Annotated in this window: 10 protein-coding genes; 1 reads left to right on the forward strand and 9 read right to left on the reverse strand. The window is 51.1% G+C overall.

Features of this window, described 5'->3' with window-relative positions:
* Nucleotides 1–2 precede the first annotated feature (2 nt).
* Nucleotides 3–2,531 (reverse strand): AsmA family protein, encoded by a 2,529-nt coding sequence (locus DZK30_RS01475; RefSeq protein ID WP_118972311.1) that lies wholly within the window; start codon nt 2,529–2,531, stop codon nt 3–5.
* A gap of 135 nt (nt 2,532–2,666) precedes the next feature.
* Between DZK30_RS01475 and DZK30_RS01480 the strand changes: the two genes are divergently transcribed.
* Nucleotides 2,667–3,182 carry a GNAT family N-acetyltransferase gene (locus tag DZK30_RS01480; RefSeq protein ID WP_118972312.1) on the forward strand — a complete coding sequence of 172 codons (516 nt, stop codon included), beginning with the start codon at nt 2,667–2,669 and terminating at the stop codon, nt 3,180–3,182.
* Between the two features lie 90 nt (nt 3,183–3,272).
* Here the strand turns inward: DZK30_RS01480 and plsX are convergent, their stop codons facing one another.
* The 8 genes from plsX to DZK30_RS01520 all read right to left on the reverse strand — a co-directional run bounded on the left by plsX (nt 3,273) and on the right by DZK30_RS01520 (nt 19,401).
* A complete protein-coding gene (gene plsX, locus DZK30_RS01485; protein WP_118972313.1) occupies nt 3,273–4,250 on the reverse strand; it encodes a phosphate acyltransferase PlsX in 978 nt (325 codons plus the stop codon).
* Between the two features lie 93 nt (nt 4,251–4,343).
* Entirely contained in the window at nt 4,344–4,553 is a 210-nt protein-coding gene (gene rpmF / locus DZK30_RS01490; protein ID WP_118951452.1) for a 50S ribosomal protein L32, read from the reverse strand.
* A 73-nt stretch (nt 4,554–4,626) separates the two neighbouring features.
* Entirely contained in the window at nt 4,627–5,193 is a 567-nt protein-coding gene (locus DZK30_RS01495) for a YceD family protein (protein WP_118972314.1), read from the reverse strand.
* 104 nt (nt 5,194–5,297) lie between these two features.
* A complete protein-coding gene (locus DZK30_RS01500; RefSeq protein WP_118972315.1) occupies nt 5,298–6,200 on the reverse strand; it encodes a DUF58 domain-containing protein in 903 nt (300 codons plus the stop codon).
* A 135-nt stretch (nt 6,201–6,335) separates the two neighbouring features.
* Nucleotides 6,336–15,404 (reverse strand): Ig-like domain-containing protein, encoded by a 9,069-nt coding sequence (locus DZK30_RS01505; RefSeq protein ID WP_118972316.1) that lies wholly within the window; start codon nt 15,402–15,404, stop codon nt 6,336–6,338.
* 387 nt (nt 15,405–15,791) lie between these two features.
* Nucleotides 15,792–17,096: a UDP-N-acetylglucosamine 1-carboxyvinyltransferase gene (gene murA / locus DZK30_RS01510; protein WP_118972317.1), complete on the reverse strand. Its 1,305-nt coding sequence runs from the start codon at nt 17,094–17,096 to the stop codon at nt 15,792–15,794.
* Between the two features lie 123 nt (nt 17,097–17,219).
* On the reverse strand, nt 17,220–18,038 hold the full coding sequence (map, locus tag DZK30_RS01515) for a type I methionyl aminopeptidase (protein ID WP_240432834.1): 819 nt from the start codon (nt 18,036–18,038) through the stop codon (nt 17,220–17,222).
* A 22-nt stretch (nt 18,039–18,060) separates the two neighbouring features.
* Entirely contained in the window at nt 18,061–19,401 is a 1,341-nt protein-coding gene (locus DZK30_RS01520; protein WP_118972318.1) for a hemolysin family protein, read from the reverse strand.
* Between the last annotated feature and the right edge of the window lie 17 nt (nt 19,402–19,418).

Here is a 19,418-nt window from a genome sequence, read left to right on the forward strand (position 1 = left end):
GGTTATTCCTGTTTGACATCCTCATCAGGATCGACGTCCGTAGAGTCTTTCAGACCCTTTTTCAAGGGGTCCCAGGCTATATTCACCTTGCCGTCGTCACCATCCCTGGCCCTCAGGTAGATCACGATACCCTTATCCTTTTTTGGCTTTTTACCTTGTGCGATCAGGTCCCGGTCTTTCTGCGGATTACGCAAGGGGATGGCTACGCTGATGTCGGTACCCTTATCAAAGGCATATACACCGGCAATGTTAATGGTCAAAGCACTGGATTCAATACTCATGGGGTTAATGTTGATCTTGCCGTTGGTAACATCGAGATCGTTTTTCAGGGTATTGAAGGTGATATGGGACAGGTTGCGTTTCTTGAACATAAATTTCCGGATCGATTCAAAAGGCGGGAAATTGTTCAGCTCACCATTGTTCAGCACAAAAGATATCTTGCCGTTCATCGAGTTCTTCACCAGGGTGCCGGATTCGGTGAGGGCGCCCCGCACATTAACGCCGGCCGAAAGTGCGCCTTCCAGGTTTTTGGAGCTGAGCGTGCTCTGGCCGAAATTGTCAAAGGCATAAAACAGCTGATCGATCTTGACATTATTGATTTTGGCATTAATATCGAAAGGGGTATTGCTGCCCGAAGTGTTCAGGTGCACGTCGGCAGCAACCGCGCCGCCGGCATGCTGCAGCCGGGCATTCTTGAGGTCAATGGCTTCATTGGTGAGCGCAACATCGGCGCTGATCTGCTGCGCATTAAAATGATTGTACAGCAATTTGCCTATCGTGACATGAAGGTACATGCTGCTTTTGTCGAGCAACATCGATAGCCGGTTCGATATACTGGCCAGCTTATAATTCTGCTTCCTGCGTGAGGCGACTTTCCGGGTCTTTCTTGGCGCCAGGAAGGTCTTGTATTCGTTGAGATCGATCTGGTTGCTGGTGATATTCCAGTCAAATATGACCTTCCCCGGATCGAGAAAATAAACATTCATGAAGTTGCGGGCCATACCATCGATCTTCACACTGCTCCTGGCCGAAGAAAGGGTCGTATTGCGCAGCAGCAGATCGTTCCCGATGAACTCGATGTTCACATTGCATTTGCTGAAGGCTAGCGAGCGGGGTATATAGGTGAGTGCCGCATCCCGGATGCGGATATGGCCATACATGGAATGACGGAAAGTATCTTTGGATAAGACCGGCCCCGTATAGTTGAGGTTAATATCGGCATCGCCGCCTTTAAAATCGAAAGTATTGCCGATAACGGCATCCAGGCGTTCTACCGGGAACCGCGACTGCAGCTTGAGCTTCATCAGTGGGTTAATGAGCCCATATACTACAATGGAATCGGCCTTGAACGGAATCTCGGCATACGTTCCGGTAAGTGTCGTGATCGTAACGGCCGAATTGCCATCGCCACGACCCTTACCGGGTACATAGTTGTTATAAAATTCGCCTTTGAGATTGGCCTTTTCCACTTTGCCAAAAGTAGAGAGCAGCACGTTGTTGGTTGCCTGCCAGCGGGCATGGATCAAGGGCGTATCGGGATACTGGAACGAACCGTTAATCAGCACTTGCACAGCCAGCTTCTTTTCCAGGTCAAAGCTATCCAGCTTCGCTGCAATATGCCGCGACAGATAGGACGTGCCTTCTTTAAACCCGATCGAGGGCGCATCAATATCGATAGTATAATTGGCCGGTTTGTTGCCGAAGTTGAACTCACAGCCGAATTGTATGTCTGTTCCGTCCACTTCGATCTCCTGCTTCGGTAGCTTTACCTGCTTGGTTTTTTTGTTGAAGAGGATATGCAGCGGGGCATCGAGGTCTTTGTTCTTTACGAAGCCTCCCTTGTCGAGGTTGAAGCCCAACTGATGAAAATGAGCCTTGGTATCCGTCTCGATATCCATAAGATCGCCTTTATTGGTGATATGGCCATCCATCTCCTTTACCGTGATCTTAAATTGCTTGTTCCGTTCAAAATGATCGAAAGTGAAGGTCACATTCTCGATGCCGAAATTGTTGATCTCAACTTCTTTTCCCTTTTTCTTTTTAGGGGCGGGCTGCTTGGGCTTGAACAAATAAGTGTTGGAATAGCCTGCTTTGTCGGTAAACAGGTAAATGGCGCCATCCGCTATGGTTACCTTCATTACCTGAAGGTGCTTGGAAAGCAATGACAGCACATTGATCTTTACATATACCGACTGCATTTCGACCATGTTTTTATGATGTACCCGGTACATACTGTCGCTGAGGGTAACACCTTTAAGCCTGACAGAAATATTGGGAAAGCCTTTGAGCAGGGCCGGTTCCATGTCGTCGATGTGGAAATTGCCGTCTATCTTTTCGCTCACTTCAGTAGTGATCGTAGCCAGGAGCTCTTTCTTATGGCTGTTGATATACCAGGCCATTACAAACCAGGCGATGACCAACAGCAACAGCAGTATCAGAAAGCTGACAATGATGATCTTGGCCCATTTAGGCAGCAGCTTGTATTTCGTCCGTCCTCTTGCGATCAGGCGCTCTTTTCCGTTTGCTGACATGGCGTCGGTTTAAACAAGTAAAGTATATATTTATTTCCATAGTAACGTTGACGGGCCTGAAAAAGTTTCTCAGTACCGATTTTTTTATACGGATAGCGGGATAGCGACGAAAGTTTTGCCGCTATCTTTGCAATTATGATACCTGATATACATGAAGCCAGCCCCCTGGAGGTCGAAGTGATCCGCTCGCTGATACAAAGAATATGGAAGCCTACTTATAAGGAAATATTGTCTGACGATCAAATGGACTATATGCTGGAGCGGATGTACGATGCCGGCACGCTGCAGCAGCAAATGCAGCAAGGGCATACATTCCTGATCCTGAGCGCTGACAGGACCCCGCTTGGTTTCGCCGGTTTCGAATATGATTATCCCGAAGCAGGGACCTGTAAGCTACATAAGATCTATCTCCTGCCGGAAACACAGGGACAGGGGATGGGTAAAATGCTGTTGAATGCTGTTGCGGAAAGCGCCGTCGCCAACGGACAGCAACGATTGCTATTGAATGTAAACCGCTATAACAAAGCGCTGGATTTTTACCGGCATTATGGTTTTGAGATCGTAGGCGAGGAAGATATCGATATCGGGAAAGGATATTTCATGAATGATTACCTGATGGGCTTATCGCTTGAAGACAGGTTTCCTGCCTGACGGGGAAGGGGGGCTGACCCGCAGCACAGCGTAGTCGTCAGGAGCAGCAAATTGATCCGGTGTCGCCTGTATGCAGATAACCGGGATGGCTTATTTTTCCAGGGATACTTCGGTGGTACCGGCGAAGGAATTACGCAGGATCTCCGTAAAATTGGAGGCAACCAGCTTGATGGCGCTTTCGATCATAGAGCAAAATGCCCGTGCATTGGATATGCCGTGACCGATGAGGACCGGAGCGTTAACACCCAGGATCGGCGTGCCGCCGTAGATCTCATAGTTGAACTGGTTCAGGAAATTGTCCTGGATCTTGCGGTTCTCTGTGAAGATATTATAGATGGATTCGGCCATTTTCAGGGCTACATTGCCCGTAAATCCTTCGCATACGATCACATCGCAATTGTTGAGGAAAAGGTCGCGGCCTTCTACATTGCCGATAAAGTGAATGCCGGAGTGCTGCTTGAGCAGGGGATAGGTAGCCTGGGCCAGGATATTGCCTTTGCCTTCTTCTTCTCCCAGGTTAAGCAAGCCCACGCGGGGATTGTTCAGGTTAAGGATATGTTTGGCATACAGCGAACCCATGAGCGCAAACTGCACCAGGTGCTCCGGCTTGCAGTCGGCATTGGCGCCTACATCAAGCAAAAAGTTGTACTGACCGTCGAGCTTGGGAATAGGCGAAGCGATGGTTGGTCGCAGTACACCCGGTATGGCCTTAACGGTATACATCGCGCCAACAAGCATAGCGCCGGTATTACCAGCGCTGAAAAAAGCATCGATCTTACCGGCCTGTAACAAACCAAAACCAATGGCGATGCTCGAATCTTGTTTTTCCTTAAGGGCTTTGGTCGGGTGCTCATGCATGCCGATCACCGTAGCTGAAGGCACCAGGGTATAGTGACTCTGCCATGCATCAAGCAACGAAAGATAGGGAGCGGCAAGGTCGGGGTTACCAATCAGCAGGAAATGCACATCGGCACCAGTGCCTGCATTCGCTGTGAGATAAGAAATAACGCCTTTGATTGCTTCTTCGGGGGCGTAGTCGCCACCCATGATATCAATCCCTATTTTCATTTATCAGATACGCTCTCCGGTTAAGGAATTGAGGAAAAAGGAAATTGCCGGCAAGTTATATCAAAATACAATTTACCGGCGATTAAGTTTACATTATTCCGCTGCTCCGGTTTCGGTGGCAGGCGTATTGTCGATAACAACTTTACCTTTGTACACTAATTTTCCTTCGCTCCAATGCGCACGATGACGCAGGTGAGCTTCTCCGGTTACTGCGTCTGTGCTGATGGTACCGGCTACTGCTTTGTAGTGAGTACGACGTTTAGCGCCTCTTTGCGCCGAATGGCGGCGTTTAGGATTAGGCATAATTGAAAATTATGAATGATGAAATTAAAAAAATAAAAATCAGTTATTTGCTTGCTGCCAGGCAGCACTTTACTCAATTCTTTTCTTCCGGCGCGTCCAGGTCCTTGAATTTATCCAATCCCGTCCACAGCCGCTTTTTGACATCTTCGGTCCCGCTCATCTTATCCAGCAGCTTCAAGGCTTCCGGGTTGCAGCCTGGTGTGCCATCTTCTTTATCCGGGTGAATATGCTGCATAGGCATACTCAACATGATAAATTCGTATACCCACTCCGATACGTCCAATATGGTCTCGCTGCGCGGTACAAATACGATATCGGCTTCCTCCTCCTCGTCTTCTTCCTTCTCTTCGCTCTCACCGGTAAACTTAACGATCAAGTCAAATTCATCCCAAAGTCTCATTCTGAACGTATCACCGCAACGATCGCAGGGCACGTCCACATTGCCGTCTACATCAAAATGAAGTTGCAGGAATCCGTTATGCTTATCCAGCTTAAGGACTACTGACGTATCAAGATGCTCAAAATCAGGATGTTCATAGCCCAATTCTTCGATCAGCTTGTCCGTTACCTGGAAACGGTACTCGTGCATACCATCCTTCAATCCAAACCAGGGTATCTCAAATTCACGATGATGCTTCATTTCAAAAGGCGGTTATCGCCGGATTCATCCTGGATCCTGCCGTTGTGCACAGCTTTCGCCAAAATATTAAATTCGGGCTGCAAAGGTAAACGATTTTCTTCAATTTACATCATTTTATTTCGCTTCAGTAAATAGCGATGGAGGATGGCTTCTACCGGCTCACGTATATCACAGGTTACCAGGTCGATGCGGTACTGGAGACAATGTGCCTCCAGATTTTTCCGGTAGGCGTCCATTCGTGAAAGATATTCTTCACGTATATCTGAGGGATTGATCTTCAAGGTTTCATTGGTTTCCATATCGACAAATTCATAGGGCCGGTTGTCGTAGTTGAATTCCAGCTCCTGCCGGCCGTCGATCACATGAAAAAGAATAACCTCGTGTTTGTTGTGCCGCAGATGCTGCAGGGCCGAAAATAATTCTTCCCCCTTTTCCGGAGATCCTGCCATGTCGCTGAAGACGATTACGAGCGAACGTTGGTGCAAACGCTCGGCGATCTGGTGCAGGGCTTCCGGCGCATTGGTCTTTCTGCCCCGGTTTTGTTGCTGCAACAACTGCTCCAGCTCGGTGATCAGCATCCGGTAGTGCCTGCTGCCCGAGCGGGCTTGGGTAAGGCTGTATAGCGTCTCGTCAAAAAAGGCCAGGGCGCCCGCATCCAACTGCCTTTTGAACAGGTAAAGCAGGCAGGCTGCCGCAATACCTGAATACTGAAGCTTGGTGGTGCCTGTTTCCGGGAAAAACATAGAGGCTGAAGTGTCGATGGCAATGCAGCAACGAAGATTGGTCTCTTCTTCAAACTTTTTCACAAACATTTTGTCGTTACGCCCGTAAACTTTCCAGTCCACATATTTCAGGTTATCGCCCTGGTTGTACAGGCGGTGTTCGGCAAACTCTACCGAAAAGCCGTGAAAGGGGCTTTTGTGCAGGCCTATAATAAAACCTTCCACAACCTGGCGGGCGATCAGCTCCAGGTTTTCGATAGCAGACTGCTGGGGAATGGTGGTCATGGCGTAAAGATAGGAAAATGTTACGGGGAAAGGGGGGCCCCCTGTCCGGACGCCGCGGCACAAGTGCGCTGTTACCTCCCGGACAAAAAAAAGCTGTCCCCCGGAAGGGGACAGCTCCGACCGTTGCCGGCCTTTTTACTTTTTGATCACTTTATAGCTCAACCGTTCCTGTTTGTCGGTGAGAATAACCAGATGGTAAACACCAGCAGTATAGGGGCTAAGATCCAGCGCTACCTTTTCGCCCTGTGCCTTTTCCCTGATGAGCAGCCGGCCGCTGCCGTCGAACACCATCAGGGTTTCTCCTACCCTTACCCCCGTTACTTGTACTTTATCCAGGGTGGGTGTGGGGAATACGCTGATATGCCGTGCCGGATCGCAGGATGCCGTCACAGGAATAATGCTGCTGTACTTGTAACTGTTGTCCCGGTCTGTGATCTTCAGCCTGAAATAGCTGATACCCTCCGGTGCATCATTCCAGGTATACCGGTAGCTACTATTAGAGCCGGTCGCTTCGATGCGGGCGATGGGTACAAATTGCCGGCCATCGATGCCCACTTGCAGTTCGAAATGACTGAATTGTGTTTCCACACCGGTAGCCCACTCCAGCAGGATGTGGCATTGGTCTACGGCACGGCCTTTAAAGGAAAGCAGGTCGGCCGGTAGCGGGTTGCCGTTGATGTTGAGGAATACGAAGGCAGTATCACAATCGCCGTCTGCATCGCACAGACTGTACGTAAAGGTATCGGCCCCATTGTAGCCTGTAGCAGGTGTATAGCTGAAGGTGCCATCAGGATTGAAGGTCAGGGTGCCGTTGCTGGCGCCGGTCACCACAGCAAAAGACAAGCCGCCGTCACCTTTGCCCGTATCATTGCTGCCGACATTGCCAGTGGCCGGGTTGCCGCCTGTGGATACCGCAGTATCGTTCACCGCAACTGGCACATCGTTTACAGGCGCAATGTTCAATACTACTGTAGCCGTATCGCAGTCTCCATCCACATCGCATACGCGGTATTGGAAGCTGTCGGCGCCATTATAATCGGCATTGGGCGTATAGGTGAAGGTACCATCAGCATTCAGGACCAGCGTACCATTGACTGGCGCTGTATTGAGTGCATAGCTGCAGTTGCCGTCACCGCAGGTATCGTTGGTGCTTACATTGCCGGTAAGTGGTGTATCCTCGTTGGTGCTGAGGGTATCGTTCACCGCAACCGGCACATCGTTCACTGGTGTAATGCTCAGTACCACCATAGCTGTATCGCAATCCCCATCCGCATCACATACGCGGTATTGGAAGCTGTCGGCACCATTGTAGTTCGCATTGGGTGTATAAGTAAAGGTGCCGTCGGCATTCAGTACCAGCGTACCATTGACCGGCGCTGCATTGAGTACATAGCTACAACCGCCATCGCCACAGGTGTCGTTGGTGCTTACATTACCAGTAAGCGGTGTATCCTCGTTGGTGCTGAGGGTATCGTTTACGGCAAACGGAATATCGTTTACTGGTGTAACGTTCAATACTGCCGTAGCCGTATCGCAGTCTCCATCCACATCGCATACGCGGTATTGGAAGCTGTCGGCGCCGTTGTAATTCGCATTGGGTGTATAGGTAAAGGTACCATCGGCGTTAAGCACTAAAGTACCATTGACCGGCGCTGTATTGAGTACATAGCTGCAACCACCATCGCCACAGGTATCGTTGGTGCTTACATTACCGGTAAGCGGTATGTCCTCGTTGGTGCTGAGGGTATCGTTTACCGCAACTGGTACATCATTTACTGGTGTAATGTTCAATACTGCCGTAGCCGTATCGCAGTCGCCATCCGCATCGCAAACACGGTACCGGAAGCTGTCTGCGCCATTGTAATTCGCATTGGGCGTATAGGTAAAGGTACCGTCGGCGTTAAGCACTAAAGTACCATTGACCGGCGCTGTATTGAGTACATAGCTACAACCGCCATCGCCGCAGGTGTCGTTGGTGCTTACATTACCGGTAAGCGGTATGTCCTCGTTGGTGCTGAGGGTATCGTTTACGGCAACCGGTACATCGTTTACAGGCGTTACGGTGATAATAATACGGGCAATGCTACAGTCGGTGTCGGCATCGCAGAGCTGGTACAGGACCATATCCGGTCCATAGTAATCCGGGTCGGGAGTATAAGTATAAGTGCCATCCGGGTTCATCACTACCTGGCCATGGGTAGCGCCGCCATTCGCTCCCGAAAGAGACCATACATTGCCGCCGTCACCGCTTGGGTGGTCGCTGAGGGCTGCATTGCCAGATAGCACATTGTCTTCTGCTACCGTTACTGTGTCGTTGACAGCAAAAGGAAAATCATCAATGGGGATAATGGTAAGTCTGACTACGGCTGTATCACAGTCTCCGTCCACATCGCAAAGCCGGTACAGGAAACTATCCGCACCGTTATAGTTTGGCGCCGGAATATAGGTAAAGGTACCATCTGTGTTCACAACGGTTGTGCCATTGACCGGGAGGGTAACGACACTGAAAGTATTGCCGCCGTCTCCGCTTAAGATGTCATTCAGCGCCAGATTACCGGCGACAAGCGCATCCTCATTCGCTATGGCTGTATCTGGATTGGCGACAGGAAGATCATTTACCGGCGTGATGCTGAGGAATACCATCGCTGTATCGCAATCACCGTCGATATCGCAGAGCTGGTATATAAAAGTATCGGCGCCATTAAAATCAGCATTGGGAACATAGGCAAACGTTCCGCTCGTATCCACAGTCACCGTACCGTGGGCAGGACCGGCGACAAGGCTGTAACGGTTGCCACCGTCGCCGCTCAAGGTGTCGTTGAGTGAAAGATTACCGTTAAGGGGCATGTCTTCCAGGCCCGAGGCGGTATCGGAAACAGCCACCGGCAGGTCATTCACCGCTGTAATATTGAGCGTAGTATTGGCCGTATCGGTCAATGCAGGGCCACCGGTATTGCCATTGTCATTGATCGCTATGGTAAGTGGTACGCTGCCGTTGGTATTGAGAGCGGTTGTATAGCTAAGTCCTCCGGCTGCGATAAAGGCATTGAGGCTATCAATATTACCTGAAAGCACCAGGTTGCCTGTGCCATTTCCGCTCACAATGGTTATGGCGCTGCTACCCGAGGCGCTTAATGTACCTGCAGGAACATTAAAGAAGATATTGACCGGCGCGCTACCCGCATCAGCATCCGAAAAGACGATACCGGTCAATGGACTGGCTACATCTTCCGTTACAGGAATCGCAGCGGGTGCAGTTGCCACGGGCGCGATGTTGTAGTCTTCACGCCAGTCGCGTTCGGGCGTACCTGGCGTATCCAGGTTGGGGAAGGATGCCGGTGTTTGCCCGTTGGTCGGATTGATAGCCGTGTCGTTGTTGTCGTAAGCGTCGTCGAGGCCGTCGTTGTCTGCATCCGTTCCCGATGGGACCACATTGGCGATGCCGTCATTATCGGTGTCATGCGCTTCAAGTGCATCGCTGTCGTTATCGTTGTCCGAATCCAGGTCTAGATAATCCGGGTTATCGGCGCCATCGGTATTGACCGGCACAATAGCCATACCACCAGAGGCGGCATCGTAGGCATTGTCAAGGCCATCATTGTTGCTGTCATTACCGGAAGGCGGGATATAGCCTGCGGTAGATTGCGCTTCTATATTGTCCACAATGCCGTCATTATCGGCATCGATATCCACAAAATTGGCTTTGCCATCGCCATCGGCGTCGACAGCACCTTCGGTGTTGTCGGGGATACCATCATTGTCCGAATCGAGGTCGAGATAGTTGGGCAATGCATCCCCGTCTGTATTTTGTACAACCACCGGTGTTCCCGTAGGGATGCCCGATGTAGTACCCAACAGGTTGTTGTAATCGTCTACGATATCGGATATGCCATCGTTATCTACATCATTGACCATTCCGCTGCCGGCGATACCATTATTGTCGGGATCGGGGCCGCCATTTTCAGTTACGTCGAAGATGTTGTCACCGTCAGAATCCAGGTCGAGGTAATTGGGCATACCGTCGTTGTCTTTATCCGGGGGCGTATAGCCCGGGCCGGCAATCAGCGGAATACCGGTGGGACCTACATCGGCATTGGTAATAAGGCCGGTGCCGGGTAGACCATTGTTGTCGGGATCGGAGCCGCCGGCCTCGATCACATCCGGTACGCCGTCGCCGTCCGAATCCAGATCGAGGTAATTGGGATGGCCGTCGCCATCGGCGTCTGCAGTACCTTCGACGCTATCGAGGATGCCGTCATTATCGTTATCCAAGTCGATGCCGTCGGGAATGCCATCTTTATCATAATCAGATGTGCTGCGCCAGTCCCTGTCACCCCCCGGTAGTTGGTTGTCGGGCATAGTCAGCGGCGTTTGGTTACTGTTGGTTGCATAAGTGACCGGGTTGGTATTGCCGTTGTCGATATCATAAATATCGGCCAGACCATCGTGGTCACTATCGGGCAGTAGGTCCATGATGCCATCTGCTCCCGGCGCGTTGGTCCGGTTGTTCACATTATCCACTTCAAGCACGCTGGTCACATTATTTTCCTGCCAATCCCTGAAACCATCGTTGTCAGAATCGGTATCGATATAATCGGGGCCACTACCACCATCGGCGTTGGAATAGCCACTGGCGATACCGCCATTGTTCACATCATAGGCATTGTCGATGCCGTCGCCATCTGTATCCAGACCGCTGGGGGCTATATATTGATTGGTTGGCAGCCCTTCGATATTATCAATAATACCATCATTGTCGTTGTCGATATCCAGGTAATTGGAGAGGCCATCAAAATCACGATCCTGGTTAAATGCGGGATTGGTGCTGATCGTCACAAAATCGGGATCGTTCAGATCCGACAAGCCATCCTTGTCGGCATCAACGATAGGACCGGTACCGATCACACCGTCATTTTCTCCATCAGGGATATAAAAGGCGGCTTCATAAGTGTCGGGAATGCCGTCGGCATCCGAATCCAGGTCGAGATAATTCGGAATGCCATCCCCGTCTTTATCCTGTATCACCAGGGGTGTACCGCCGTTGTTGGGATCAACAGCGTCGGCCAGACCGTCGCCATCAGTGTCGGCAAAAAGACCATCGCCAAAGCGCCCGTTGAAATCGGGATCATTGGCGGGGTTGCCATTCGATTCTATGGCATCGGTAATGCCATCGTTGTCGGCATCGATATCGAGGTAATTGGGTATGCCATCGCCGTCTTTATCCGTAATGCCTTCTACGCTATCGGGAATGCCGTCGTTATCATCATCGGGATCATTGCTGTCGGAGACCCCATCGCCGTCGGTATCTACCCGCAGTTGCGCCGGCCCGGATAGCTGGCTGGCACAGGCGCTGTCGGATTGGGTTAATTTTACCCGGTAACGGTAGCCATCCATAGGACTTTGTATGCCCGTTAGCCTTAAGGTATCGCTGTTCGCCCCGGCATAGATGCCGCCATTGGCAATATCGTTCCAGTTGTTACCGTTGTCGGTGCTCACCTGCCATTGGTAGCTGGTAGCGCCGGAGCCACCGGATACCACTATAGCGAACGAGGTGTCTTGCCTGTTACGCACGGTACGATCGGCCGGTTGTGTGGTAATAGTTGCCGCCGTTCCGGTCCTGATGGTCACGGTATCGGAGGGCGCCGATGCGCAGGTCACGCCGTTTACGGCCGAAAGGGTAAATCTTCTGAATTGTGTATTCTGACTCAGGGCGCCGGGGGCATAACCTGCAACAGTAGCGCCGCTGATCGTATTCCAGGTAATGCCGTTGGTGCTGCTTTCCCAGCGGTAAGAGAGGACGCCGGATCCGGTGCCGTCAAGCAGGGATGTAAGTGCAGTGGGTGCTGTATTGCTGCATATCAGCTGGTCGGCGCCGATCAGGCCCGGTGTTGTCTTACTTTGTACTGATACATCAAAAACAAGAGGGGTACCGGTGCAGCCGTTAAGTGTGGGCGTAAGGGTATACCGCACTACACCCGTAGCGCTGCCATTGTTGATCAGTGTTTGGCTTACGGGTGCTGTTACAGGCGTTGCCTGGTCGCTGAAGCCGGTGACACTGGCGCCACTCGTAAGATTTGCAGTCCAGGTATATTGCAGCCCGGTAACGCTGGTCGCCGGTGTTACACTGAAAGTGCCGCCGCTGCAAAGCGCAGCGGGGTTATTTACAGTTGCGGAAAGTGCCGGCGTTACGGTCACTGTGATGGTGAAAGGGGTGCCGGCGCAGCCTGCATTAGTCGGTGTTACGGTATAGGTAGCCGTTCCGGTTGCAGTGCCAGAGTTGGCCAGCGATTGGGTTACCGATGTCTGGTTGGTGCCGGAAGTCCCGCCTGTTACACTTCCGGTTATTACGGGTGCGCCCCAGGTAAAGGTGGTGCCGGTAGGCACGTCGACAGGGGCAAAGCCGAAGCTTCCGGATGTGCACAGGGTATAGGACTGATTAGCAACAACAGGTCTTTGCGTCACAATAACCGTTAAGGGTGTGGAGAAAGCCCCGTTGCAGCCACCACCGCTTACCACAGCCCGGAAGGATGTGGTTGCCATCAGGTTGCTGTAGTTGAGCGTGGTCGTGGTTACATTGGGGGTAATGGTATTCCAGGTGGCCCCATTGTCGATCGAAGATTCCCAGCGGACTACAGACGCCGTGGTGCCGGCAAGGGTAAGCGTGCCATTGGCGCTGCTGCAGACCGGTACGGTGCCGCTTACGGTGCCGCTGGAGGTCACGGTAATGGTATGTGTGGCCGTTTTGGGCGTACAGCCAGCTGCCGTTGCGGTAACGATGGCCGTGCCACTGAATAGGGAGGAAAAGGTAACCTCACCCGTGTTGGGGTTGATCACAGCCTGCGACCCCGTAGTATTGATGCTGTAGGTGATACCCGTAGTGTTGGCTGCTGTGGCAGTATAGGTTTGCGTGCCGGCGCCCTGGCAGCGCGAGGAAGCACTGCCCAGCGCAAACACCGGTGTGCCTGCAAGACCATTAACGGTAATGCTGCCGGTAGCAAATACGTTGGGACTACCGCCTGTAGTGGTCACGGTATAGACCTGTCCACCTGCGGTAGGGTTGGTTGGTGTTCCGGAAATGGTGACCACCTTGGTGGAGGCGTTATAGCTGGCGCTAATGCCGGCGGGCAGGCCCGTTACAGTGGCGCCGGTGGCCGTTCCGCCTATGGCATAGGTGATGTTGGTGATTGCTGTATTGATGCAAACTGATTGGGCGTCGCTGGGGGGAGATGTAGATGATGTGAGGGTAATGGCAGTGATAGGCGTGGTGGATACGGAACTGGCATCATTGGTGGTATTCGCATCTGTTTGCGTACCCGAAATGGTGGCTGTGTTGGTATAGACGCCGGAGGCATTTACCTTAGCCGTGATCACAAGCGTAATGCTGCTATTGGACGCCATAGCCCCGATAGACCATAAGCCGGTACTGCTGTTATAGGAGGTGCCGGCAGATGCATTATGACTGATATACGTGTATCCCGAAGGCAACTGATCGGTCACCGATACACCCAATGCGCTGCCAGCGCCGGTGTTGGTCGCAGTAAGTGTAAAGTTGACCGAACCATTCACCGGGGGCGCAGGATCGTCAACCGTTTTAGTAATGCTTCTGTCGATATTACACAGGGCTACAGTGATCGGTAGAGACTGTGCGCTGATGCCGCAGCTGAGCCCCGAAGTGACAGTGTAGGTACCCGATTGCGTAGCGGAATAACTGCTTGCCGTGGCGCCGGCAATCGGATTGCCATCGAGATACCATTGATAAGGCGCGGTACTGCTGGCATCGGCAGATAGTTGCGCTGTAGCACAATTGGATTGGGTGAGTGTTGGTTTAAGGGCTTTCTGTGGAAATGGAGAAATGAAGTTGGACATGGAAAAGCCGCCGCCGGTTTGCACCATAGCCGTGGTAATGCGCGAGGTGCTGGTCAACGTGATTGTCGAAGGCGTGCCGATATTGGTATTGGTAAAGTCGATCACATAGTCGCCTGAGCTACCAAGTTGACGGCGGATGCCTACACCGGCAATGGCTTCTATGTCGCTATTGGTGTAGTTGGTCCCTGCGCTACCCGTCGTGGTCAGGTACACCTTATCCGTAGCGTTCCTGATCACGATATAGGCAAAATAGGGGAGATCGCCACCGGTGAAGGTCCTGAATTTATAGGTCTGCACTTTCTGGCTGCCACCGCAGTCGGCGATGGGAGCCAGGGTAGCCATGTCCACTTCACAGTTATTAGCTGTGCCGGCATAAGCAACAATGTTTTTATTGCTGATGATACGGGAGGCGGAATAGACCGTGCCTATTTGTCCCGATCCGGTACCCGCTACGGTGACGCCATTGGGAAAGGTGGCAAAGCTGCCCGCAGCAACGAGTGTATAGGAATTAGTGCCTTGCAATACGCCCAGGGCATTAAAGTTCGATACGGTTACCGTTGTATTGGGTTCGGTAGCGACTACGGTTGTTTGCTCTGCTGTATTGTTACCCTGTCCGCGTACCACCACATATTCCTTCGCAAGGGCCGAAACAGGCGGCACAGGGTTGTAGACGCCGTCGCCGCAGGCTACCGGGGCATCCAGATTACTGCCTGAGTTCATGACCGCAGGTCCTGAGGTCTCTACCAGTGAGCCTATCGCAGCCTGAAACAGGTAGCTTTGGCCCGCATTCAGTGTCGTGGTGGCTGTTCCGTTAATCTTAACGGTGGTATTGTTTTCGATAGCCATTACGCTGTACACGGGCTTGCCTGTAGTGCCCGAAATAAAGCCGTCGCGGTAATAGCCCACACGGAAGGCTGTTCCTACCGCTGCATCACCAAAGCTGAATAAGGCTGCGTTGCCTTTGATGTTGGCGTCTGTGAGCTGGTCAGAGGCGACGTTACGCAGGTTAGCATTGATGGGATAATTGCTCTCCAGGATCAGGCCCCGGTCCGAAAGCACTGTATTCAATGCGTTTGTTGGCAGGTTGTTGGCATTGCCGGCAAAGCGGTATACCATGGGTGTGTCGACGCCCACATTGAGCGTAGTGATCAGGCTGCCATTACTTTTTTTGACCAGAACAATGGTACCGGCAGTATTGGTCGACAGAACAAGTTCATTGGCGCTGCTCCAGTATTGCCAGGGAGCCGGTGCAATGTAATGTGTTTTGTAGCCCTGGCCATTGGCCTGAAAATGAAAAAAAATAAAGATGGGGATCAGAAGGTGTAGAAGGTGCTTCATTGGCAGTGTTTGTAGTATTGATCAGCTGAGGTTTGGTTTTTGGTTGCAAAGTGAGAATGTATATGATATTAAACCAGTATTTCTCCCAATATTTTTTTCATTGTGGGCTATTATTTATTTGTTAAAGCTGCTTATTGTATGCGAAAATAGTAAAATGTACGTTGTTTTTAAGTATAAAAAATTATGAATGGGCCAAATTGGAGAGGTCGCATGGGGTTTATAGAAACAGGCTTGAGCAATAAAAATAGCCTTCATATTGATATGCAGGCTATTAAATAGAAATTAGGATAATAATGCTGTAAGTGAACAGCAGAAGATACTTTATTGCATAAAATGTGTTTTTTTATGCGTTTCCTCTTGGCGAAAATGTATGTAAGCTATTTGTTATCAAACTCTTCTGATGTCTGCGCCCAATGCATTCAACCGGCCGTCAATATTCTGATAGCCCCTGTCGATCTGGTCAATATTTTCAATAACGCTTTTGCCTTCGGCCGACAATGCCGCGATCAGCAAGGCCACACCGGCACGTATATCCGGAGAAGCCATACGGATACCCCTTAGCGAGGCCTGGCGGTTAAGTCCCATTACTACGGCGCGATGCGGGTCGCAGAGCACAATCTGTGCGCCCATTTCGATCAGCTTATCGACGAAGAACAGGCGGCTCTCAAACATCTTTTGATGGATCAGCACATTGCCTTTAGCCTGGGTAGCCATTACCAGGATCACGCTCAGCAGGTCCGGCGATACGCCCGGCCAGGGATGATCGTAAACAGTGAGTATAGAACCGTCGATAAACGTATGAATGCGATAATGTTCCTGGCGGGGAATATAGATATCATTGCCGCTTACCTCCATCTGTATGCCAAAGCGGCCGAATGTCTCAGGCATCAGGCCCAGGTCGTTTACATCGGCGTTCCTGATTGTGAGCTCACTCTGCGTCATAGCCGCCAGGGCAATAAAAGATCCTGTTTCGATCATATCGGCCAGTAGCCGGTGGGTACAGCCGCCCAGAGAAGATACGCCTTCGATCACCAGCAGATTGGACCCGATGCCGCTGATCCTGGCGCCCATCCGGTTCAACATTTTGCAGAGCTGTTGTACATAAGGCTCGCAGGCAGCATTGTAAATAGTAGTCGTGCCTTCGGCCAATACGGCCGCCATCACAATATTGGCCGTACCGGTCACCGAGGGCTCTTCCATCAGGAGGTAGGTGCCTTGCAGCTTACTGGCGCTCAGCACAAATTCTTTGTGTTCCGGATCGTATCTGAAGTCGACGCCCATCTTTTCGAAGCCGCGGATATGGGTGTCGAGGCGGCGGCGCCCTATCTTGTCCCCGCCCGGCTGTGGCAGGTAAGTACGGCCAAAGCGCGCCAGCAATGGCCCGGCCAGCATTACAGCGCCACGCAGCTTGCCCGATTTTTTCTTATACGATTCCGATTGCAGAAACTCGATATCCACCGTTTTGGCTTGCAGCACACAGGTGTCGCGGCTCGGACGTTCTATCGTAACACCAAGATCACCCAGCAGCTCGATCAGCATATTTACATCGAGGATATCGGGGATATTGGTGATCGTCACTTTTTCGTCGGTAAGCAGTACAGCGCAAAGGACCTGTAAGGCCTCATTCTTGGCGCCTTGCGGCTGGATCTCGCCCTGCAAAGGCTTGCCGCCGCGTATTTCAAATGCACTCATGATCGGCTTTTATTTTTTGATGGGGAATGATTTTTAAAAGTAAGGGTAAAAAGAACGCCGGCAAAATGATATGCCGGCGTGTAAAAGAGAAGTCAAGTTTCAAAAACTTGACTTCTCTTTCATTTACAAAGTATAATAGCTCGAATTCAGATTGCTGTTCGCCTTCTCCGCCTTTTCGATCGGACTATAATCCGAAAGGATATCCGGCTTGCCTTTCTTAACACAAACATCATGTTCGAAATGCACGGAAGGAAGCCCATCTTCGGTCACAATGGTCCAGCCATCATCGGCAGTATAGATATGGCGGGTGCCCAGGTTGATCATTGGTTCAATAGCCAGCACCTGGTTTTCCTGCAGGCGCTTGCCCGATCCCCTTTTGCCGTAGTTAGGCACCTGTGGATCTTCGTGCATATCGCGGCCGACACCGTGACCTACCAGCTCCCGTACCACGCCGTAGCCATGCTTGCGGTTGGTATGGTTCTCTATCGCAAAAGCGATGTCGCCCGTACGGTTGCCCGTGATCGCCTGGGCAATACCGAGGTAAAGCGACTCCTTCGTTACCCTGATGAGATCCAGCACTTCCTGCCTTACCTCGCCGATGGCGAAAGTATAAGCATGGTCGCCATGGAAGCCGTTCTTGTAGAAGCCACAATCGATAGAAACGATATCACCGTCCTTCAGCTCATAGTCGCTGGGGAAGCCATGTACCACTGCCTCGTTCACCGAAATGCAAAGTGCGTAAGGGTAGGGATTGCGGGGATCGCCGTAATTTTTGAAAGATGGAATACCGCCATTATCGCGGATGAAGGTTTCGGCCATCTTATCGATGTCGATAGTCCTGAGGCCGGGTTTTAGTATTTTAGTTACCTCGGTCAGGGTTGCGCTCACCATCAGCGCGCTGTGTCTCTGGATTTCTATTTCTTCGTTGGTCCTGTAATTCACTTAATCTACTGTTTATGCCGGCTTAAGGCCAGTTCTTATTTTCAATATATTCTTCTTTTACTTTAAGCTGTACGGTTTCTACGGAGTTGCGGTACATTTTCACAATTACCGCTTCGTACTTGTCGATGTCTATTCTCTCTCCTTCCTGCAGCTCTTTGTCCTCATTCACCTCATTGATCAGCCCCGCGAGGGTTTCGAAGTGTTCGCCCTCTTCCAGCCGGAACGGTATATACTTATTGATATCCGACAGGGTATAATGGGCGTTGATAAGATAGGTATGCTCGCCGGTCTTTTCCACGATCGGCTTTTCGTTATCATATTCGTCCTGTATCTCGCCTACCAGCTCTTCCAGTATATCCTCCATAGAGATAATACCTGTAAGCTCACCGATCTCGTTGGTCACGATGGCCATCTGGATATGCTTTTGCTGGAATTCCTTCAGCACATTCTTGATCTTGGCGCTTTCCGAAATGAAATTGGCCTTTCGCAGCAAAGGCTCAATACTTTTCTCTTCGGGTTTATTGAAGAGATGCTTGATCATATCTTTAGTATACAGCACCCCCTTGATATTGTCCAGCGAATCGTCGTATACGGGGTAGCGGCTATAGCCCTCCTGTATAGCAAAGTCGATCGCCTCTTTCATATTCATGCTGATCTCGATCGCGGAGATGTTTTTACGCAGGGTCTGGATATTACTTACCCGGCGGTCGTCGAACTCAAATACATTCTGGATCAGCGCACGCTCCGTTTCTTCGATGGCGCCGCCTTCGTGGCTTTCCGATATGATCACCTTCAGCTCCTCTTCCGAGTGTATTTCGGAGCCGTGGATCGGCTTAATGCCCAGTATGCGCAGGATCAGGTTGGCCAGGCCATTAAGGACCCAGATAAAGGGTCTTCCGACAAAATAAAAGACTTTGAGGGGCAGGGCAACAAAAAAAGTGGTCCTGGTAGGATAGCGTATGGCCAGTGATTTGGGAGCCAGCTCGCCAAAAACGATATGTAAAATAGTAATGATACCAAAGGCAACAGGGATGGAAACGTTTTGGGCCGTCTTTTCAGCGATAGCAATATTGAATACCTGGAACGACCTGCGGATCATATGGGTCATCACCTCTTCTCCTACCCAGCCCAGGCCAAGGCTCGCGAGCGTAATGCCCAGCTGTGTGGCCGCCAGGTAGGCATCAAGATTGCTGACAATGGATTTGGCTGCTGCCGACAGGCTTTTGTTGAGGCCGGTGCGGACTTCGATCTGGGAGGAGCGGACTTTTACGATGGCAAATTCTGCTGCAACGAAAAAACCGTTTAAAAGAACAAGGAAAAGGGTAAAGAGTATTTTCAGTATCGAGACGGGTTCTGTGTCCATTGTAGGATAAATTAGTC

Origin of the sequence: Taibaiella koreensis (assembly GCF_003545715.1) — a bacterium.
GTDB classification, from domain to species: domain Bacteria; phylum Bacteroidota; class Bacteroidia; order Chitinophagales; family Chitinophagaceae; genus Taibaiella; species Taibaiella koreensis.

What these genes read in the sequence shown, in the direction of transcription:
- DZK30_RS01475 (WP_118972311.1), bottom strand. Translation starts at nt 2,531, where the DNA reads ATGTCAGCAAACGGAAAAGAGCGCCTGATCGCAAGAGGACGGACGAAA.
- DZK30_RS01480 (WP_118972312.1), top strand. Translation starts at nt 2,667, where the DNA reads ATGATACCTGATATACATGAAGCCAGCCCCCTGGAGGTCGAAGTGATC.
- plsX (WP_118972313.1), bottom strand. Translation starts at nt 4,250, where the DNA reads ATGAAAATAGGGATTGATATCATGGGTGGCGACTACGCCCCCGAAGAA.
- rpmF (WP_118951452.1), bottom strand. Translation starts at nt 4,553, where the DNA reads ATGCCTAATCCTAAACGCCGCCATTCGGCGCAAAGAGGCGCTAAACGT.
- DZK30_RS01495 (WP_118972314.1), bottom strand. Translation starts at nt 5,193, where the DNA reads ATGAAGCATCATCGTGAATTTGAGATACCCTGGTTTGGATTGAAGGAT.
- DZK30_RS01500 (WP_118972315.1), bottom strand. Translation starts at nt 6,200, where the DNA reads ATGACCACCATTCCCCAGCAGTCTGCTATCGAAAACCTGGAGCTGATC.
- DZK30_RS01505 (WP_118972316.1), bottom strand. Translation starts at nt 15,404, where the DNA reads ATGAAGCACCTTCTACACCTTCTGATCCCCATCTTTATTTTTTTTCAT.
- murA (WP_118972317.1), bottom strand. Translation starts at nt 17,096, where the DNA reads ATGAGTGCATTTGAAATACGCGGCGGCAAGCCTTTGCAGGGCGAGATC.
- DZK30_RS01520 (WP_118972318.1), bottom strand. Translation starts at nt 19,401, where the DNA reads ATGGACACAGAACCCGTCTCGATACTGAAAATACTCTTTACCCTTTTC.